The organism is Johannesbaptistia floridana (genome assembly GCF_057440575.1).
Genome location: NZ_JALKVM010000157.1, coordinates 1 through 18,138, shown reverse-complemented (window position 1 = coordinate 18,138; position 18,138 = coordinate 1). Strand labels below are relative to the sequence as shown.

Sequence of the window (18,138 nt, the reverse complement as noted above, 5' to 3'; positions counted from 1 at the left end):
CAACCAATTTTTAAGCGTTGAGCATTAATTCTTTAACTCATTACTTCAAAACTCAACCCCCACCAGTAGCTTTTGCTAAAGGTGGAAGATCTGAGCCTACCCCGGATCCTTCAGTGTAAGCTTGTTGTTAAGCTTGTTGTAACCCCATCAGCTAAGGCACCCTACAATCTCTGACAAAGTTAGAAGTGAGTTATTAGATTTTCACCAATTTTGTTAAAATAACACTTGTTATTAATCTCAATGGAAAAAAGTTTTATGACCGCAGAAAGCATGTTACAAGTTGGTACAGTTTTACTCCCCGTTTTAGTTCTATTTGGTTTAGCGTGGGGTTTTTTACTCTTGAAAATTCAAGGTGGCGAAGCTGAGTAAGTATAAAAGCGACCACTGAAATAACAATTGATTATTCAGTAGTTTCTGTGGGTAAAATTAGTAAGTTTTCAGGCATGGGTATAATTTATTACCTATGCCTTTATAATTGAAGTTAACTCAAAGTAAAAATTATGGGTTCTTCCCACCATAACAAGATAACCAAATTATGTTAATAATGACTGGCTATTATGAAACAATAGATTTATTTAGAGAGATTAATTACTGTGAAAATCTGTTATCGATTTTAGACTCTAAATCTGTCTCTTCTTTAAAACCATTGATTGGAAAATTTGTTGAGCATTATTTAGAAGTTTATTTTGCTGATATTAATCAACCAGAACCAGAATTAATTGTACCTCAAAAAGAACATATTGATCAGATTATTAAATGGGCTAGAAAATGCGAAACTCAAAATGCTATTATCCACTGTGGCGCTGGAGTTAGTCGTAGCACAGCAGCGGGATTAATTACTATGATAGAGTGGGGATATTCAGTTGAACGAGCAGTTACAAGTTTACAAAGAATTAAACCTTTAGCTTGTCCTAACTCACTGATGATTCAACTTTATGGAAATATTGAGTTAGCAGTAGCCCTAAAAGCTGCTAATTTTATAGATTAATAAAAACTTTTTTTGGTTATGCAAGTATTTTATGATTATTTTTTATTAAGTGAAAAAACTGGCTACATATTCTCTCTTTTAGTTTTATTACTCTTAGGAGTAGCTTGCCTAATTCATTATCGTAAAATTGGTTACGTAAAACCAGTTAATAGTATAGTTTTTTATTCATTACTATTTTATCTTTTGGGGATGGTTTGGCTAATTATTCTCCCCTTGCCTAAAATTACCCCAAATTTTTGTGAGACAGTAGCAATCGCTAATCAACAACCTCGTTTAATTCCTTTTCAGTTTGTCAAAGATATTATTAATGCTAACAAGTTCAAAATTTTTACATTTCTACAGGCGTTTTTAAATTTCCTGTTATTAATGCCTGGAGTAGTTTATCTATATTACTATAAAAAAGCAAGTTTATGGATAGTAGTAGGGGGAGCGATCGCCACTAGTTTATTGTTTGAAATTACCCAAGTTACAGGTATTTATGGTGTATATCCCTGTATGTATCGAACTTTTGATGTGGATGATTTAATTTTAAATTCCTCCGGTGCCATCTTTTGCTACCAACTAATAAAATGGCTCAAAAAGTCACACTTATTACAGAAAGTGAGAAACAAGGAAAAAAACTTTTGATAAACCCGACCCGCATACTCCGACTACAGGCGTAGCCTTAGTCATGAGTAAGAGGAGGAAGACTATTTGGCAGTTCTTGGTTCAACTCAGACCCTCGCATCTTTATTTAATGTTACTGGTGGATGAATAATAAGTCTTGAAGTAATGAGTTAGTGAGCATCTCATCCGTGAGCCATTCATGACAGTATTTAATTGGCAAAGTAAAATGATAATAAATATCATTCATCTCCATGATTAAGGGTTCTGCGTAGTTGACAAAGATGATAAGTAAGTGTACAATTAAACTACATTATACCCCCTAAATTGACTATGCCAGAGATCATTCGCACTGATAAATGGATTTTAAGCAGTACCTTGAGCCAAAGAGAGATATTGTCAGAAACAGTTCGTATTTATCGGCGTTATGTTCGTTTTCTGATGATTATTATCAATCATCATTGGCCAAAGATTCAAGCTAGTCAAAAGCCTCAAGGTTATGTTGAGAAACTAATTCATCAGACTAAGGAGAACCCTAACCCGAAATACGGTAAGTTCTTCGGAAAAGAGACAGAATTTTATAAATTCCCAATCCTATATTATCGCAGAAGTGCTATAAACGAGGCCATCGGAGCAATTAGTTCTTTTAATACCCGATTTAGACAGTGGCAAGGGGGGATGAGATTACATAAAAGCGATCGCTCCCCAAAATTAACCACAGCTTGTCAAATTCATCCCGACTTATATCAAGGTCAATGCGTTAAATTTGGAGAAAATTGGCAAACCGTTCAAATCAAAGTGCGTCAAGATCAAGATTGGAAATGGTTAACTTTAACAGTTGAGCATCAAAGAACTCGACATTTAGATGGACGTTGGAAGCGTTTATCTCCCACTCTAATTGTCAGTTCTAAAAAGGTTTATTTAAGCATTCCCTTTCAAAGTTTTGAGAAATATCAAGACTTTAATGAACGGGTTTGTGCAATTGATCTAGGTATTAATACTACTGCTGTAGCAAGCGTGCTCGACTCTCAAGGAAAGGTTTATAATCGAACGTTTATTCATGAAGGGAAAGCCCTAGATAAACGAGATAAACATTTAGCTCGAATTCGGAGAAAAGCCCGTTTAACAATGGGGAATGGGGGAAAATTAGCTAAAGGTTTTGCGAAGGTTAATTATCGAAAGGCAGGTCAAATTAACAAAAACATGGCTTGTCAAGTGGCGCGAAAACTTATTAACTTTGCCCTTGACAATCAAGCCAGTGCGATTGTTTTTGAAAACTTAAAAGGATGGAAACCTAAAGGGGGGAAAAAACGGTCAACCTTAAAACAAAGATTTCACGGATGGTTAAAGTCAGCTATTGTTAAACGAGTGGAAGAATTAGCATTAGAGAAAGGAATTCGAGTTAGGTTCGTGAACGCACGAGGTACGTCTAAATATGCCTACGATGGGAGCGGCCAAGTCCAAAGGAATCCGAAAAACTACTCGATTGCTAAGTTCAAAAGTGGCAAGATTTATCCTTGTGATTTAAGTGCTTCTTATAACATTGGAGCAAGATATTTAGTTTCTAAACTTACCCCTAAAAACGGTAAGTTGTCATCGGGTAAAAAGTCCCGATGCAAACCTAGAAGTCGGGTAACTCTCTCTACTCTTTGGGAGAGTAAAACCACCGCTACAGCGTCAGCTTAGTGGTGGAGACTTCATATACTTTGTAAATAAGATAAAAATCAAATATAAAAAAACTTATGGAATCAGAATTTAATTTTTTCCAGCAGTGGTATCCCCTATCACCAGTAGAAGATTTAGACCCTAATCGCCCTACATCAGTAATGTTATTGGGTTTACCCCTAGTAATTTGGAAAAGCCCTAATAAGGAGGAGTATCAAGTATTTTTAGATAAATGTCCTCATCGCCTTGCTCCCTTAAGTGAAGGTAGAGTTGAACCAAAAACCGGAAATTTGATGTGCAGTTATCATGGGTGGGAATTCAATACTGAGGGAGTTTGTACTAATATTCCCCAGGCAGAAAATCCTGAAATAGTTAGTAAAAACAGAGACAACTATTGTGTACAAGTCTTCCCCTCTCAATCAAAGGCAGATTTACTCTGGGTGTGGGGAGATCCCCAATCTCGGGAATTAGCAAAAGAAACTCCTCTACCCCTATCTCCCCAAATTGACGCCAGTAAAGGCTTTATTTGGTCTTGTTTCGTGAGAGATTTAGAATACGATTGGCAAACTCTAGTAGAAAATGTAGCAGACCCCAGTCATGTACCTTTTGCCCATCACGGAGTCCAGGGAAATCGAGAAAAAGCCGTACCAATTGAGTTGAAGATTACTAAATCTCAACCAAATCTGATTGTAGCAGAAGCTCACCGCAATTTTAAAACTACAATAATCTTTGAACCTCCCTCTCGTTTAGAGTATGCTATCGGTTTTGGAGACAAAGGGCAACAGGTAGGGATAGTGTTTTATTGTGTACCAGTGGCACCAGGAAAGTCTAGAATTGTGGCTTATAATTGCCGTAATTTTGCTAAAACCTTAGAGAAGATTATACCGAGATGGTGGGACCATATTCACATCAGAAATGCAGTTTTAGATGGAGATATGATTTTGCTGAATCAACAGGAAAAGTTTTTACAATCACAATTGAATAACCAAAGCTGGAAAGATGCCTATAAGTTACCCACAAGCGCCGATAGATTAGTAATCGCCTTTCGTAAGTGGTTTGACCTCTATTGTCATGGGAAATTACCCTGGGAAACAGTAGGTATGAGTACAACTTTACCTTCTCTAGTTGCCGGGAGTCGGGAAGAAATTTTAAATCGTTACACTCAACACACTCAAAACTGTAGCAGTTGTCGCCAAGCTTTAAAAAATATTCAAAATTTACAAAAGTTTCTCTTAGCTTATTTTGTGGTAGTGATAACGATTGTAGCGATGATGGCCGATAAAATGAGAACTAATTGGGTAGGATTACTAACTATGGCTAGTGGCTATATAGCTATAGCGGTTTTTGCGTGGTTAAAACTAAAGTTAGAACCGAAGTTTTATTTTGTAGACTATATTCATCCTGAGAAAAAATAGTTAAATGAGGAGATCGCGCGATCGCTTCATTTTAGATACCAATACATAAGCTTAAAAACTTGTTAACTCATATCAAAGCACCAGAACTTATGTACTAAATTAACCTCAGAAAAAGTTCATTTCTCTTTACCCTAAGATCTTGCACTCGGTCAACCAATTTTTAAGCGTTGAGCATTAATTCTTTAACTCATTACTCATTACTTCAAAACTCATTACTTCAAAACTCATTACTTCAAAACTCATTACTTCAAAACTCATTATGGTGCGTTACGGGCTGCGCCCTAACACACCCTACTAATGCTGCTTCAAAACTTCTTTCACTTCAAGACTTCAAACTCATTACTTCAAAACTCATTACTTCAAAACTCATTATTCATCCACAACCAGTAACTTTGGGTAAAGATGCGAGGGTCTGAGTTAAGGAATGGAGGGGGCTGTTTGTTGACTACAGGGTACAATTTTTGGTCCTGGTAAGATGCGGTCTCCTTCTACTCCTACTGGATTTCCCTGTAACTGGCGCCAAGCATTAATAGAAGTTATACAGTCACAGCCAAACATTTGGATAGCGGCTTCGCTTTCTTCCTCACTAATTTCTAAAATTAGGTGTCCTTCGGGGGTTCTTTCTAAATTTTCAAAATCTTCAGCTAGGGGGGGTATATCATCATTTTTACTCAAATTCTTAAGATAACTAGCTAAATGAGCATTGCCACTACAATTAGTTTTGACACAGGGAATATCTGCTTGGGGTGCCTGTTGAGATTTTACTGATAGAGGATTAAGAGAGTCTTCTGCGGCTAAGGTTGGCTGATTACTCAATAGAGTCAACCATGCTGAACTAGCTAATGTTGAAGAAGATAACAATAGCAAAGATAATTTATTCATCTATTCACACCAGGTTTAATATAGTTAAAGCTTTTTTGCATTTTAACAGATATTTTGTTGCCAAGAAAAGTAATAAGTTTTATCATTGTCAATAGTAGAGCTTATTGAGATTAAATATATGCCCCCCTACACATCTGCATCTTTGAAATCGGAACTCAATGCCCGGGGTTGGCGTTTAACACCGCAAAGAGAAAAAATACTCCATGTTTTTCAACATTTACCTCAAGGTAACCATTTGAGTGCTGAAGAACTATATAACTTACTGGAGAACCAAGGGGAAAACATTAGTTTATCAACAATTTATCGTAGTGTAAAGTTAATGGCGAGGATGGGTATTCTCCGGGAACTAGAATTAGCCGAAGGTCATAAACACTATGAACTTAATTATCCTAATCCTCACCACCACCATCATCTAGTATGTATTCAGTGTAATAAAACTCTAGAGTTTAATAATGATTCAATGTTAAAACAAAGTTTAAAACAATGTGAAAAAGAGGGATTTCAACTAATTGATTGTCAGTTAACCATTATGGCTGTTTGTCCTGAAGCTATTAGAATGGGATGGCCATCGGCTTTACCAAATAGTTGGGCTTGTACTAGAGCAATTTCTGAAACTTCTTGAGATTTTTCAAAAAGAAGATGCACCAATTTGAAAACCTAGGGCTTTTTTCTGCATAGTTTGAAAAATATTATAAAAACCATTAGCCCGTGAAGGTGTTAAACTCATTTTCAAGCCAGTAGCTTCAATAAAATCTGGAGTTACTGCTAGGATTTCTTCTGGTGTTAAACCATTAAGTCCTTCAATGAGTAAAGCGACTAAGCCTTTAACTAATTGTGCGTCGGAATCTCCTTGGTATAGAACCTTTCCTTCTTGTAGGTCTGCGGTTATATACACTTGAGACACACAACCATTAACTTTATTGGCTGGAGTTTTAGCGGTTTCGGGCATTGGTTCTAATTTTTTGGCGAACCACAGTAGTTGTTCATAACGCTTTTTAGGATCGTTACGACGTTGAAATTTTTCGACAATTCGTTGAAGATTACTAGGTAAGTTATTGATGTTGTTGGACATAGTTTAAGCTTTTAAATAATTATCTTTTTGCAGTATAACAACTCAAGGTGCGTAAGCCACACTCAAGAATCGACTCGGAATCTTTCTACGGAGGATAATAATTGATTAGCGATGGTTACCAACTTTTGTAATGAACCTGCTACTCTGTGGGATTCTTGAGAAGTTTCTTGGGCGGTTGATTCCACTGACTGCATTACCTCAGCCACTGAACGGGAGTTTTCTCTTTGTTCTACGGTATCTGCTGATATAGAACGAACTAGACTATCGATGCGGTTAGACACTTGAATTATATCTTCTAAAGCTACTTTAGCTTGGTCGGCTTTCTCTGTAACATCAAATACTTGCTGTAACCCTTCTTCCATCGCTGTCATTACTGACCCTGTCTCACTTTGTATCTGTAACACAATTTGTTCGATGTCTCGTAGTGATCTAGCCGAGCGATCTGCTAACTGTCTTACTTCATCAGCTACGATCGCGAATCCACGACCCCCTTCTCCTGCTTTCGCTGCTTGAATCGAAGCATTGAGAGCTAACAAATTAGTTCTAGAAGAAATTGTGGTTATCAAAGCTACAATCTTAGAAATTTCCTGAGATGCTTCAGCAAGGCGTTTTACTTTCCGAGTAGTTTCCGATACTGTTTCTCTAATTTGTAATATGCCGTTTAGGGTTGTTTGTACAGCTTCGCCACCTTTTAGAGCTGTTACAGAGGAGGAACGGGCTACTGCTTCTGCTTCTCTTGCGCTTTCGGCAACCCTTTGGATAGATTCTGTCAGCATTTGTACTGAATTTAGGGTTACAGCTAGTTCTTCTGCCATACGTAAGGCGTCGCTAGATTGGTTGCGGGCAAAGGCTTCACTATCGGTAGAACCTTGGTGTACTTGTTCTGATGCTTGTTTTACTTGACGTACAATTTCCCGAAGATTTTCAATCGTCAAGTTAAAGGCATCGGCGACGGCGCCTAGTACGTCTGCGGTTACTTGAGCTTTAACGGTTAAATCTCCTCTTGCTGCTCCTTCTACGTCGTCTAGAAGACGTATCACTTGTCTTTGCAGGTCTTCTCTGTCTCTTTCTGTTTCTTCTGCTTTTCTTTGGGCTTCTGCTACATTAGTATTTATAAAACTGATCATTTTATTAAATTCTAAGGCTATTTCCCCTAATTCGTCTTCAGAATAAATACTTGCTTTTACCTTCAGATTCCCTTGACGAATATTTTCGAATTGTTCTGCTAAATTACGCTGATATTTTTTTACTTCCCGACTTAATACCTCCCCTACTACATACGTACTCGCAAACCCACTAATACCTGCTATCAGGGTAATCAAAGATCCCGATTTAGTGAAAGGAAAAAATCTAGTTGCTTGAACTTCTTCTACTGTTTCGTTGCTTTCATCTTCTGTTAGTTGCGCTTTTGGTGGGGAAGTTATGATCCCGGTTGCTAGTACTGCGATCGCGCAAACAATCCCCACTATCGATGAGTGCAATAGCTGTTTTGTTCTAATTCTTGCATTTACGAAAGGAGTAATAGGTCCGAAATTTTCTTCCGCTTTTAACTTCATGCTACTGTCGCCCAGTCCTGAAGGATAAGCTGTTGTCAAACTTTCTGTTGGCTCTTTCCTAATTACGCTTCTTGACGGGCTCCCTATAGTATTTTCATCATATTTTATTGTTTGATCTTCTGAATCCATACCTCCTTCAAATATATCATCTGATTCCGAGAAAGAATTTTCTGATATTTTTCCCACGATATCCTTTAATTCTTGGGAGTCTTCTTCGTATCCTTCTGGCAACTCTCCATCTATATCTATTTCTGAATTATCTCTTTTCTCTATTTCTGAGTTATCTATTTCTTCTAAACCTAATTCCATTTCTGATTGTCTATCAATATTTAGATTATTTTGATTTAGATTATTTTTATCGTCTATTGGATCTAACTCTGAACTATAATCTCCGTATAGGTTTTCCTCTATTTCTGATGACCCTGATGGCATGTATTCATCTTCGATAAATAGTGTTTCTTCTTCTAAATTGGAGTCTAGTTCTGTTGGTGTCAAGTTAGAAGTAGCTTCTTCCATATCTTGCCAATTATATTGAACTTCTGGATAATCTTCTCCTGTCACTGGAATCCCATAATTATTACTTTCATTCCATTCTTCTGGTACTGATGGATAATTTACTCCGCTTTCGTCTTCCGAATCAAAAGCTTGTTCAAAAATTGTTTGCTCTATATCTTTTTGTTCTGAATGAGCTTTTGAGCTATTTTTTTGATTATTATTCAGTAGATTGTGTTCTGTTGTCTGTCTGTCAAAGTTTTCTTCCCCTGAATGGTATGGTTCATCCCGATTTCCATTACTCCCTAAGTTCGATTCAAATTGATGTGATTCTTGGTATGAAGAAATATATGAATCTTGGATACACTCTAAGCCTTCTTTTGCTCTTTCTCTAAATTCTTCTTTTTCTGTTAATTCTAGAACTAGCTGATACTGTTCCTTTGCTATTTCATATTCTTGTAACCCGTAGCAATGTATATGGCCTTTTAATAATAATGCGCTACAATCCTCTGGATACTCATGAAGTATTTCGTCAATACTTCTCGCCGCTTCTGTGTAGTCCCCCTCTGAGTAGGCTTCTTGTGCTTTATTGTATATCTCAGAATAGTTTATATCTGATGTCATTTGTTTTTCTCCCTTAGTTAGCTTAGCTGGTTAGAGGTTTGTTTTTTTTGATATATACAGGAGCTTAATCTAGTTATTTTCATTAGGCCACCCATCTGGCTGAACGTAAAATTGCTACATGGTCTAGTAATCTTAGGTATGTTTTTTTTTGCTCATTTTCTTCCTCTGATAATACCCATTCTCCCTGAACATAAGGAGCTATATAATTTGGTATATTAATTGGCATTTGTAGGTCTTCTATCTCTAACCATTGCATATCTCCTAGTTTTTCTACTGCTAATCCCAATCTAGTATCTTGGTCTTCTACTGCTATTACTGGTATTTCTGCTCTTTCTGTGTTCAGACTAGCTATGTCTCCTAAGAAATTACCTAGGTCTGCTACCCAAATTATTTTCCCTCTTAGATTTATGGTTCCTAATAGTAGAGGAGAAGCGTTGGGAATCGGTGTAATTCTATCTGGTTCTTGTTGCATTACCTCTTCTATTCCCATAGCTGGTAAGGCGAATTCATCACCTGAAGGCAAGTAAAATCTCAAATGCAGTTCGCCTTGGTGTTCGTTTTCTTCTATTTGTTCTTGGATATCTGAATATATCTCAGAATTGTTTTCTGGTGTAAAATTATTGGGTTGACTAACCATTGCTCGCGCTAAATGCTTGTTTTCTCTTATTCTATGTGTTTTATTCAGTTTGATTTTCTTCAAACTCTGTTTATTTCTTTTCCTATATTTTTTCTTACAAAAGTACCGCTGACTTAACTTAACAACTTTTTCTTTTGTACTTAATATTTTAATTATATTTTACTTATATTTTCTGCCTATCCTCTCTACTATCTTTTGAACTATTTTCTCAAAAGCTGTTTAATTGTACTAATTAATTCTGATTTGGCAAAGGGTTTTGCTATGTAAGCATCTGCCCCTTGTTTCATTCCCCAATAGCGATCAAATTCTTCTCCTTTGGAAGAACATATTACTACCGGAACATTTTTTGTCTTCGGATTTGATTTTAAACTACGACACACTTCATACCCGTTCATTTTTGGCATAACAATATCTAATACCACTAGATCAAAAGCGTATTTGTGGATTCTTGCTATTGCTTCTTCCCCATCCCTGGCAATCGCTACGGTCATGCCATATTCTTTCAACAGTTTTGAAATCATTTCTCTATAGGTTAGGCTATCGTCTACAACCAAAACTTTATTCATTTCTTGACTACCTGATCGTTTGGCTTAGTAAGGACAAAGGACTAGAGCCGTGTGTTTTTTAATTACTATAATAATCATTAGATTATGTGGCATTTTAGTTAAATTATCTTGGTTTTTGCGAATATTTTAGCTAATTGTCAGATTATATAGTTGTCTATTTATTTTCTGATTCTGAGGGACAATTCATCGTCTAAGCATTGAGTTTATTTTTTGTACTTTACAACTTACCTCTATGATAACTCATTAAATCCTAGTAACATAACTATTTATTAAATCTATTTTAACCTGTACCTATTTTTGTGCTAAATAGTAATATCAAATCCGTTTTAATCTAAAAATCTTGTTAAGAACAGCTAAATACTAGGTATAATACAGTAGACTGGGAGCTTGTATATTTAGTCAAAGGGAGAAAATTAGAAGCTGTTATGTCCATAGAAACTTTAATAGCCCAAATCGAGGCCACAGCCCAAAACTTTAGTTTTCCTATTGATGGAGACATTTACAAGGCAGCCAAAAAAGAACCCACATCACCAATTTTATTTGCAGGCAATCTCAACAGCCAGCTTTGTTGTTTTGGCCGTGACTTAGGTAGAGACGAAGTTTTTGCAGGTGAACCTCTCTATGGTGCGGCAGGAACTCTAGTCCGTCAAGGTTTTTATTGGGCCGTACACCATAAAACTACCTCAGACAAGGCTGAATTGGCCACTATTTGTCGTAGAGTTTTACTCACTAATACTGTGCCCTATAAGCCTCCTGGTAACAAGGCTTATAGCCAAGCAGTAAAAAAAGTATTTCGACCTTTTATTGAGCGCCTGTTAGTTTTATACTGGCAAGGGACCCAAATCATTACCCTCGGGACAGAAGCTTTCAAATGGTTTACCCCCTACGCTCATAGAGGAGAGGTTAATGATTTTTTTCAACTAAGCGATCGCTACACTCGACAGTTATCTGTTATTTTAACTGCCGAAGACGAGTTAGGGATGAAGCATAGTAAACAAGTTGCTTTGTTGCCTTTACCTCATCCCTCTCCTCTTAACCAAAAATATTATGCTCAGTTTCCGCAGTTACTGCAAACTCGCCTTAATCAGTGTGAATTTTGAGTTTGTTTTTTACCTATTGACCAATAATCTTGCTCTTATTGGCTTTTTTTCGGGGGGGGATAAACCATCCCCTGATTTATTGATGTTCTGCTATTTTTTTGGAGATAGAAGCATCATCATATTTCTTCCTTCTCTTTTTGGGGCTTGTTGTACCTCTGCCACTGCTTCTAAATCATTTGCCATTCGATTCAGTAAATCTTCTGCTAAGTCAGCGTGTTGTATTTCTCGCCCCTTAAAGGTAATAGTTGCTTTTACTTTGTCTCCTGATTTGAGAAAACGCTGAGCACTTTTTACCCTTACTTGGTAGTCGTGGTCATCGATTTTATACCGCATTTTTACTTCTTTTACATCAGAAGTGTGTTGTTTTTTCTTAGCTTCTCTGGCTTTTTTTTCTTGTTCAAATTTGTATTTCCCATAATCCATTATCCTACAAACAGGAGGATCGGCGCTTTCGCTTACCAGAACTAGGTCTAATCCTTTTTCTTCAGCTATTTCTAAAGCTTCTTCTCTAGAAACAATTCCTATTTGCTCTCCTTCACTAGCAACTACACGAAGTTTAGGAAAACGGATATTGGAATTAATTTGGGGTTGGTCACGCTGAAAGCGTCTTTTATCTATCACAGGCGTCTTTTTAATCGAATTTAGTAAAAATAATTGTTTACTTGGTTTATATTGTACTGATTTTTGCCAAAAACTTGTTGATATTTATTATAACTTTTCTCTAAAAAAGTATCAAAATTTAGTAAAATTATGTAAAGATTTAATAAAGAATCTCAATAATAAACTAGTGGAAGAGTATTGGAATCAAAAAATCGGCAATCAGAGAGATTGGATTTGGCGAGGTTGGCAAATTCGTTATTCATATTTTAGAGCTAATCAAGAAAAAACCCCTAATCCCCCAGTAATTTTTTTACACGGATTTGGGGCGGCGATTGAACATTGGCGGCACAATTTACCCGTAGTTCGAGAATATCATCCAGTGTATGCTATAGACTTGTTAGGCTTTGGCGGCTCAACCAAAGTTTCCACTAATTATAATATCTATCTTTGGGTTGATTTAATTTATGATTTTTGGCGAACATTTATTAATCAACCAGTTATCTTAGTAGGCAATTCTTTGGGATCTCTAATTTCTCTGGTTACCACGGCAAATCATCCAGAAATGGTAACTGGTTTAGTAATGATTAACATACCGGATATATCTTTACGCCAAAAAGCCATGCCTCAATGGTTGCTACCCATAGTCACTAATATTGAAAACTTAGTAGCATCACCATTATTGTTAAAACTCCTGTTCAAGATTGTCCGCAGTCCTAAATTAATTCGGTTCTGGTTAGAATTTGCCTACTATGATAAGCAAGCGGTTACTGATGAACTAGTGGAAATTGTTAGTGTACCACCTCAAGATATTGGCGCCGCGGAGACCTTTATTAGTTTGTTTGCGGGAGTGAGAACTAAAGATTTTGCGCCGCCAGTAGATTTTCTCTTGTCTCAGCTAAAAATGCCAATTTTGTTAATTTGGGGTAAACAAGATCCCATGATTCCCCCTAGTTTAGGGCCGATTTTAGCAAAACTTAATCAGCAAATCAAGCTAGTAGAAATAGCCGATGCTGGTCATTGTCCTCAAGATGAATGCTATAAAGAATTTAATTATATTTTGAATCAATGGTTAGAAGACTATCATTACCACTAATTAAATGTAAAATTAAAGATGAAATAAACTAATTAATTAATCGATTCCACGAATGAAACATACATTATCGGTTTTAGTAGAAGATGAAGCAGGAGTTTTAACTAGGATCGCCGGACTATTTGCCCGCAGAGGCTTTAATATAGAAAGTCTAGCAGTAGGACCAGCAGAAAAATCTGGGGCATCTAGGATTACAATGGTAGTTCATGGTGATGAACAGGTGATTGAACAGTTAACTAAGCAACTATACAAGCTAATTAATGTGATCAAAGTACAAGACGTTACCTTTAAACCCTGTGTAGAAAGAGAATTGATGCTAATCAAAATCAGTGCTAATTCCACTACCAGAGGAGAAGTGATTGAATTAGCTCAAGTATTTAGAGCTAGAATAGTGGATATATCAGACGATACTCTGACTATAGAAGTAGTAGGAGATCCCGGAAAAATGGTAGCAATAGTTAAAATGTTACAAAAATTCGGCATCAAAGAAATTGCTCGTACCGGGAAAATAGCTTTAGTTAGAGAATCAGGAGTCAATACTGAGTATCTCAAAGTACAACTAGTAGGTTAGTGATACTGGTAAGATGAAGCTTAAACAAGGGATTTTATTAATTTTTATCACCATTTTTTTAGTTTTTCTGATTAAACTTGTAGGTGCCACAGTTCCAAAAACCACACCAGAAAGCACACCAAAAACCACACCAAAAACCACACCAAAAACCACACCAAAAACCACAATGTTAACAGCTCCTTTTTTACAATTACCTACCCCAACCTCTGTTTATGTAGTCTGGTTTACAGAATTTCCCGGAAAGGAAAATTATGTTCTATACGGAGAAAAATTAGACGGAGAAAAATTAGACAACCGTGTATCAGCAAAAACTAAACAATTAACAAAGGTGGCAGAAGATGGTAAATCCCATTGGCGACAAACTCCCCCTCAACCAACAAAGCGGGAGATTTGGCGTCATCAAGCTTTAATATCAGGATTGAAAGCTAATCAACGTTTGCCTTATCGTGTGGTGAGTCAAGATAGTCAAGAAAAAATAACTAGTGAAGTTTACAGTTTAGCGCCTTTACCTCCCGCTAATAGTGGAGTAAAAATTTTACTAACATCAGACCATCAGTTGATGCCTTTGACAGCAGCTAATATAGAAAAAGTCGCGGCAACAGTTCCAGATTTAGACGGAATCTTCCTGGCAGGAGATTTAGTTAACATACCAGACCGCGCTTCGGAATGGTTCGATGATCAAAGAGGTAACGCCTTTTTCCCAGTCTTACAAGGTAAAGGGGGATACGAATTAACCAAAGAGGAAGTTACCACAACCTATCGAGGTGCAGCTTTAATCCAAAATATTCCCCTGTTTCCCACCATCGGCAACCATGAAGTGATGGGAAGATATGAAAAGAGTTCGGGTTTAAATGAACAATTCGATAATTCTTTTCCTCTTCAACAGGCTATCGGGGAATACGAAAAAATTGCCGATCAAATCAATCCGGCAGATGATATTGAAGTAAAAGAGAATTGGATTAAAAACCATTCTTTTAATGTGGATAGTTATTTAGAAATTTTTACTCTACCAGAACCCCAAAAATATTATACTGTTCGTTTCGGTAATGTATGGTTAGCATCTCTCTATGTAACGAATATGTGGCGATCGCCTAACCTTTCTCCTGAGGTGCGTGGTAGATATCAAGAAAGAAGCGAGGATTTAGAAACACCGGAAAATTGGGGTTATGGTCAACATATTTTTGGTGATATTACCCCAGGCAGTGAACAATATCAATGGTTGAAAACTCAACTAGATACCGAAGCTTTTCAAACAGCTAAATATAAAATAGTTATGTTCCATCATCCTCCCCATACTCTCGGGGGCAATATTGTTCCCCCCTATACCAAGCCCCTTCAGCAGAAAGAATATAATGAATCAGGTGAACTCCATGCTATTACATATCAATATCCCCAAGCTGAAGATTATATTGTCAAAGATTTGCTACCTTTGTTAGTATCAGCGAAGGTAGATTTAGTGTTTTATGGCCATTCTCATCTTTGGAATCGTTTCTACGACCAAGATGCTAATATACACTTTTTAGAATCTTCTAATGTAGGTAATACCTATGGCGCCCATTGGGGTAATAGCAAAAGTCGTCCTCCCCAAGATTATTTATCTAGTAGCGCCGCTAAGGGTAATCCTAATGGCTTAGAACCAATTGTACCCAATATAGCACCTTTAAAGGATGAATTTGGTACATCTCTACCCTACATCGCTAGTAATGATCTAACTGTTTTTAGTATTCTAGATACTAGTAATGGTAACGTGAGTAGCTATCGTTTTGATACTAGAAAACCCGATAGTCAAGTAATTAAATTTGATGAGTTTGTAATTGGCGAAAGGCCAAATTAAGGATAGTAAATATTTTGTTATCAGTTAAACCAGATTTTTCTATAACTATTAGAAAAGCAAAAATTAAAGACCTCAACCAGGTGGCTGATGTTCTTACCCGTAGCTTTCATCCACCTCAGGGTTTTTTCTTTTGGCTTTACCCCATCTTGAGATTAGGACTTTATGAAGATTTACGCAACCGCCTTAATAGCGATCGCCCCTATTATCTCTGCCTCGTGGCCTCTATACCTGAAGATGCTTTACAACAACAAGAAGTTATTGTCGGTACTGTGGAAATCGCTTTGCGTCCTACTCATTCCTTTGCTTTTATCGGCGCTAAATATCCCTATATCTCTAATTTAGCTGTTAGTCACGCTTATCGTCGCCAAGGTATTGCTACTAAGCTTCTTCTTAAATGTGAACAAATTGCCTGGGAATGGGGTTATGAAAAACTCGCTCTTCATGTTTTAGAAGATAACTATACAGCTAAACAGTTATATTTGAATCAAGGTTTTAAAGAAGAAAGAATAGACAGTAATATTAGTAACTGGCTATTCCATCGTCCGAAAAAACTATTATTAATTAAATCTAAGTGAAAATAAGGACGAGCCTGGAGGGATTCGAACCCCCGACCTTGTGGGCCGTAACCACACGCTCTAATCCACTGAGCTACAAGCCCTTAATTTGTTCACATATTTAATAATATCACAGAAGAACTAATTTAAGCAAGGGTAAAAAAATATTTGTTTAAACTTAGAAAAGCTCGCACTCCTAAAAAAGTACTAAATAGGCCAAGAGACGAGAGGGGGAGAGGGGGAGAGGGGGAGCTTTCGGAGAGGGGGAGAGGGGGAGAGGGGGAGCTTTCGGAGAGGAGGGAGAGGGGGAGAGGGGGAGCTTTCGGAGAGGGGGAGAGGGGGAGAAAGATGGTTTTTAAGTATTTGCATCAATATCTCATAATATAACTGATTAAACGGACTTGATATTACTCATTACTTATTACTCATTACTTATTACTCAAAAGGGCGATCGCCTCATATTGTGAGAGAAACATAAATAAACTTTTAAAACCGAATTTAGGATAAAAAAACGCTAGATAAGATATAACAGCTATTATGGTCATCGAAACCAGCTAAAACAAGAAAGAGAGAAAAACAGATGGCGGTAACTACTTTTAAATGGTCAATTGACCAATGGCATCAACTAGTAGAAACAGGGGTATTAGCTGATAAAAATGTGGAATTAATCGAGGGAGAAATAGTAGAAATGAGTCCTGAAGGAATTTCCCACAGCTATAGTAATAGAAGTATCAGCGACTATTTAAGACAAATATACACAAGAATAGCCTATATTAGTGAGCGCTATCCCATTACTCTAGATAATTCTGAGCCACAACCTGATATAGCGGTAGTACGTCTTCCTCAAGATATTTATCGTCAACACCACCCCTATCCTGAAGATATTTATCTATTAATCGAGATATCCAATACCACTTTAGAGTTTGACAAAAAAATCAAAGCTAAAATATATGCTCGTAATCAGATCAAGGAATATTGGCTAATCGATTTAGTTAATAAAAAAGTGATTGTTCACACTTTACCAAGAGATAACAGGTATCAACAAATTGAAGAAATCAATACTGGAGTTATAGCATCTCAAGCTTTTCCTGAGATAAAAGTTGAATTATCGCGCCTGTTATTCTAAAAATTGGCAGCTTTTCGCTTTTTGTGACTATAATGTAGTTTAACGCTAGTATGAATAACGTTGATTCTGATACTTTTATTCACATTTAACAGGTTTAGATACACACTCCTCAATACTGCTTTTGTTAAGAGAAAATTCTTGATTAGAGTAAGGTTGAAAGGAGATTAAGTACAAAGCCAAAAACCGCGAGAGAAAACCTGCTCAAAATTGCCAGCCTTTACCAGTTAATGGTTTGGGGTCACAAATAACTTATGAAGTGGCGGAGAGCGCCTCCCAATAACTCAAGATTATTGACCAAAAAACAGCCTCTAAGGCGCTCTCCGCTTTCGCTGGCAATTTTGAGTAAGTTTATTGCACCCCCTCACCCTGCTCCTCATATCAAAGCACCAAAACAAAAGTACAGAAATTGGCCGACAAGGGAGAATCAATTTTTAAGCGCGATCGCATTAATTCTCTTACTTCAAAACTTCAAAACTTCAAAACTTCAAAACTTAACCACCACAAGTAACTTTGGGTAAAGATGCAAGATCTGAGGCTCCCTGCTTTATCAGAAGAAATATGTTTGATTCTTATCCGAGCAGTATTGACACACTCTTCCCAAAGCAAAAAAAAACACCCTTCAGTTATCGAAGAGTGTTTTTTGATTATCCGATTAAATCAACTTAACCTTTGATGGCAGGTGCAGTTTCTACACTTGCTAAATCTAGTGGGAAGTTGTGAGCGTTTCTTTCGTGCATTACTTCAAATCCGAGGTTAGCACGGT

General features: G+C 36.9%; 19 protein-coding genes and 1 tRNA gene. 13 read left to right on the top strand and 7 right to left on the bottom strand.

The window, feature by feature from the left end; all coding sequences use genetic code 11:
- Nucleotides 1–255: 255 nt before the first annotated feature.
- The 5 genes from petM (at nt 256) to MW688_RS10760 (ending at nt 4,671) form a co-directional block, all read left to right on the top strand.
- Entirely contained in the window at nt 256–369 is a 114-nt protein-coding gene (petM, locus tag MW688_RS10780; protein WP_486735982.1) for a cytochrome b6-f complex subunit PetM, read from the top strand.
- Between the two features lie 175 nt (nt 370–544).
- Nucleotides 545–988 (top strand): hypothetical protein, encoded by a 444-nt coding sequence (locus tag MW688_RS10775; RefSeq protein ID WP_486735981.1) that lies wholly within the window; start codon nt 545–547, stop codon nt 986–988.
- 18 nt (nt 989–1,006) lie between these two features.
- Complete coding sequence (locus MW688_RS10770; protein WP_486735980.1) at nt 1,007–1,615, top strand: VanZ family protein; 609 nt, start codon at nt 1,007–1,009, stop codon at nt 1,613–1,615.
- 309 nt (nt 1,616–1,924) lie between these two features.
- On the top strand, nt 1,925–3,277 hold the full coding sequence (locus MW688_RS10765; protein ID WP_486735979.1) for an IS200/IS605 family accessory protein TnpB-related protein: 1,353 nt from the start codon (nt 1,925–1,927) through the stop codon (nt 3,275–3,277).
- A 56-nt stretch (nt 3,278–3,333) separates the two neighbouring features.
- Complete coding sequence (locus MW688_RS10760) at nt 3,334–4,671, top strand: aromatic ring-hydroxylating dioxygenase subunit alpha (protein ID WP_486735978.1); 1,338 nt, start codon at nt 3,334–3,336, stop codon at nt 4,669–4,671.
- 417 nt (nt 4,672–5,088) lie between these two features.
- Here MW688_RS10760 and MW688_RS10755 read toward each other — a convergent pair whose 3' ends face one another.
- Nucleotides 5,089–5,553: a hypothetical protein gene (locus MW688_RS10755; protein WP_486735977.1), complete on the bottom strand. Its 465-nt coding sequence runs from the start codon at nt 5,551–5,553 to the stop codon at nt 5,089–5,091.
- Nucleotides 5,554–5,671: 118 nt separating this feature from the next.
- Here MW688_RS10755 and MW688_RS10750 point away from each other — a divergent pair, with 118 nt between their 5' ends.
- The gene (locus MW688_RS10750) at nt 5,672–6,175 is read left to right on the top strand and encodes a ferric uptake regulation protein (RefSeq protein ID WP_486735976.1); all 504 of its coding nucleotides are present in this window, start codon (nt 5,672–5,674) and stop codon (nt 6,173–6,175) included.
- A 6-nt stretch (nt 6,176–6,181) separates the two neighbouring features.
- Here MW688_RS10750 and MW688_RS10745 read toward each other — a convergent pair whose 3' ends face one another.
- From MW688_RS10745 to MW688_RS10730, 4 genes are all read right to left on the bottom strand, one after another.
- Nucleotides 6,182–6,625 carry a SufE family protein gene (locus MW688_RS10745; protein ID WP_486735975.1) on the bottom strand — a complete coding sequence of 148 codons (444 nt, stop codon included), beginning with the start codon at nt 6,623–6,625 and terminating at the stop codon, nt 6,182–6,184.
- 62 nt (nt 6,626–6,687) lie between these two features.
- Nucleotides 6,688–9,297 (bottom strand): methyl-accepting chemotaxis protein, encoded by a 2,610-nt coding sequence (locus MW688_RS10740; RefSeq protein WP_486735974.1) that lies wholly within the window; start codon nt 9,295–9,297, stop codon nt 6,688–6,690.
- 82 nt (nt 9,298–9,379) lie between these two features.
- On the bottom strand, nt 9,380–9,934 hold the full coding sequence (locus MW688_RS10735) for a chemotaxis protein CheW (RefSeq protein ID WP_486735973.1): 555 nt from the start codon (nt 9,932–9,934) through the stop codon (nt 9,380–9,382).
- A gap of 200 nt (nt 9,935–10,134) precedes the next feature.
- Entirely contained in the window at nt 10,135–10,500 is a 366-nt protein-coding gene (locus tag MW688_RS10730) for a response regulator transcription factor (protein ID WP_486735972.1), read from the bottom strand.
- A gap of 425 nt (nt 10,501–10,925) precedes the next feature.
- Here MW688_RS10730 and MW688_RS10725 point away from each other — a divergent pair, with 425 nt between their 5' ends.
- Complete coding sequence (locus MW688_RS10725) at nt 10,926–11,600, top strand: uracil-DNA glycosylase family protein (RefSeq protein WP_486735971.1); 675 nt, start codon at nt 10,926–10,928, stop codon at nt 11,598–11,600.
- Nucleotides 11,601–11,690: 90 nt separating this feature from the next.
- Here the strand turns inward: MW688_RS10725 and infC are convergent, their stop codons facing one another.
- A complete protein-coding gene (gene infC, locus MW688_RS10720) occupies nt 11,691–12,221 on the bottom strand; it encodes a translation initiation factor IF-3 (protein ID WP_486735970.1) in 531 nt (176 codons plus the stop codon).
- Between the two features lie 166 nt (nt 12,222–12,387).
- Between infC and MW688_RS10715 the strand changes: the two genes are divergently transcribed.
- The 4 genes from MW688_RS10715 (at nt 12,388) to MW688_RS10700 (ending at nt 16,270) form a co-directional block, all read left to right on the top strand.
- Nucleotides 12,388–13,293, top strand: coding sequence for an alpha/beta fold hydrolase (locus MW688_RS10715; protein WP_486735969.1), 906 nt, complete (start codon nt 12,388–12,390; stop codon nt 13,291–13,293).
- Between the two features lie 52 nt (nt 13,294–13,345).
- Nucleotides 13,346–13,861, top strand: a complete 516-nt coding sequence (ilvN, locus tag MW688_RS10710) for an acetolactate synthase small subunit (protein ID WP_486735968.1) — start codon at nt 13,346–13,348, stop codon at nt 13,859–13,861.
- Nucleotides 13,862–14,027: 166 nt separating this feature from the next.
- Entirely contained in the window at nt 14,028–15,695 is a 1,668-nt protein-coding gene (locus MW688_RS10705; RefSeq protein WP_486735983.1) for a purple acid phosphatase family protein, read from the top strand.
- A 14-nt stretch (nt 15,696–15,709) separates the two neighbouring features.
- On the top strand, nt 15,710–16,270 hold the full coding sequence (locus MW688_RS10700) for a GNAT family N-acetyltransferase (protein WP_486735967.1): 561 nt from the start codon (nt 15,710–15,712) through the stop codon (nt 16,268–16,270).
- Between the two features lie 9 nt (nt 16,271–16,279).
- On the opposite strand, the gene MW688_RS10695 is transcribed toward MW688_RS10700, so the two are convergent.
- Nucleotides 16,280–16,353, bottom strand: a tRNA-Arg gene (locus MW688_RS10695).
- A gap of 64 nt (nt 16,354–16,417) precedes the next feature.
- On the opposite strand from MW688_RS10695, the gene MW688_RS10690 reads away from it, so the two are divergent.
- Both MW688_RS10690 and MW688_RS10685 read left to right on the top strand, forming a co-directional pair.
- Complete coding sequence (locus tag MW688_RS10690) at nt 16,418–16,636, top strand: hypothetical protein (protein WP_486735966.1); 219 nt, start codon at nt 16,418–16,420, stop codon at nt 16,634–16,636.
- Nucleotides 16,637–16,829: 193 nt separating this feature from the next.
- On the top strand, nt 16,830–17,375 hold the full coding sequence (locus MW688_RS10685; protein ID WP_486735965.1) for a Uma2 family endonuclease: 546 nt from the start codon (nt 16,830–16,832) through the stop codon (nt 17,373–17,375).
- Nucleotides 17,376–18,138 lie beyond the last annotated feature (763 nt).

Excerpts from the sequence above, each read along its gene's own strand:
- MW688_RS10765 (WP_486735979.1), top strand. The coding sequence starts at position 1,925 with ATGCCAGAGATCATTCGCACTGATAAATGGATTTTAAGCAGTACCTTG.
- MW688_RS10770 (WP_486735980.1), top strand. The coding sequence starts at position 1,007 with ATGCAAGTATTTTATGATTATTTTTTATTAAGTGAAAAAACTGGCTAC.
- MW688_RS10730 (WP_486735972.1), bottom strand. The coding sequence starts at position 10,500 with ATGAATAAAGTTTTGGTTGTAGACGATAGCCTAACCTATAGAGAAATG.
- petM (WP_486735982.1), top strand. The coding sequence starts at position 256 with ATGACCGCAGAAAGCATGTTACAAGTTGGTACAGTTTTACTCCCCGTT.
- MW688_RS10705 (WP_486735983.1), top strand. The coding sequence starts at position 14,028 with ATGTTAACAGCTCCTTTTTTACAATTACCTACCCCAACCTCTGTTTAT.
- MW688_RS10745 (WP_486735975.1), bottom strand. The coding sequence starts at position 6,625 with ATGTCCAACAACATCAATAACTTACCTAGTAATCTTCAACGAATTGTC.
- ilvN (WP_486735968.1), top strand. The coding sequence starts at position 13,346 with ATGAAACATACATTATCGGTTTTAGTAGAAGATGAAGCAGGAGTTTTA.
- MW688_RS10685 (WP_486735965.1), top strand. The coding sequence starts at position 16,830 with ATGGCGGTAACTACTTTTAAATGGTCAATTGACCAATGGCATCAACTA.
- MW688_RS10750 (WP_486735976.1), top strand. The coding sequence starts at position 5,672 with ATGCCCCCCTACACATCTGCATCTTTGAAATCGGAACTCAATGCCCGG.
- MW688_RS10760 (WP_486735978.1), top strand. The coding sequence starts at position 3,334 with ATGGAATCAGAATTTAATTTTTTCCAGCAGTGGTATCCCCTATCACCA.
- MW688_RS10775 (WP_486735981.1), top strand. The coding sequence starts at position 545 with ATGACTGGCTATTATGAAACAATAGATTTATTTAGAGAGATTAATTAC.
- MW688_RS10740 (WP_486735974.1), bottom strand. The coding sequence starts at position 9,297 with ATGACATCAGATATAAACTATTCTGAGATATACAATAAAGCACAAGAA.
- MW688_RS10735 (WP_486735973.1), bottom strand. The coding sequence starts at position 9,934 with ATGGTTAGTCAACCCAATAATTTTACACCAGAAAACAATTCTGAGATA.
- MW688_RS10755 (WP_486735977.1), bottom strand. The coding sequence starts at position 5,553 with ATGAATAAATTATCTTTGCTATTGTTATCTTCTTCAACATTAGCTAGT.
- MW688_RS10725 (WP_486735971.1), top strand. The coding sequence starts at position 10,926 with ATGTCCATAGAAACTTTAATAGCCCAAATCGAGGCCACAGCCCAAAAC.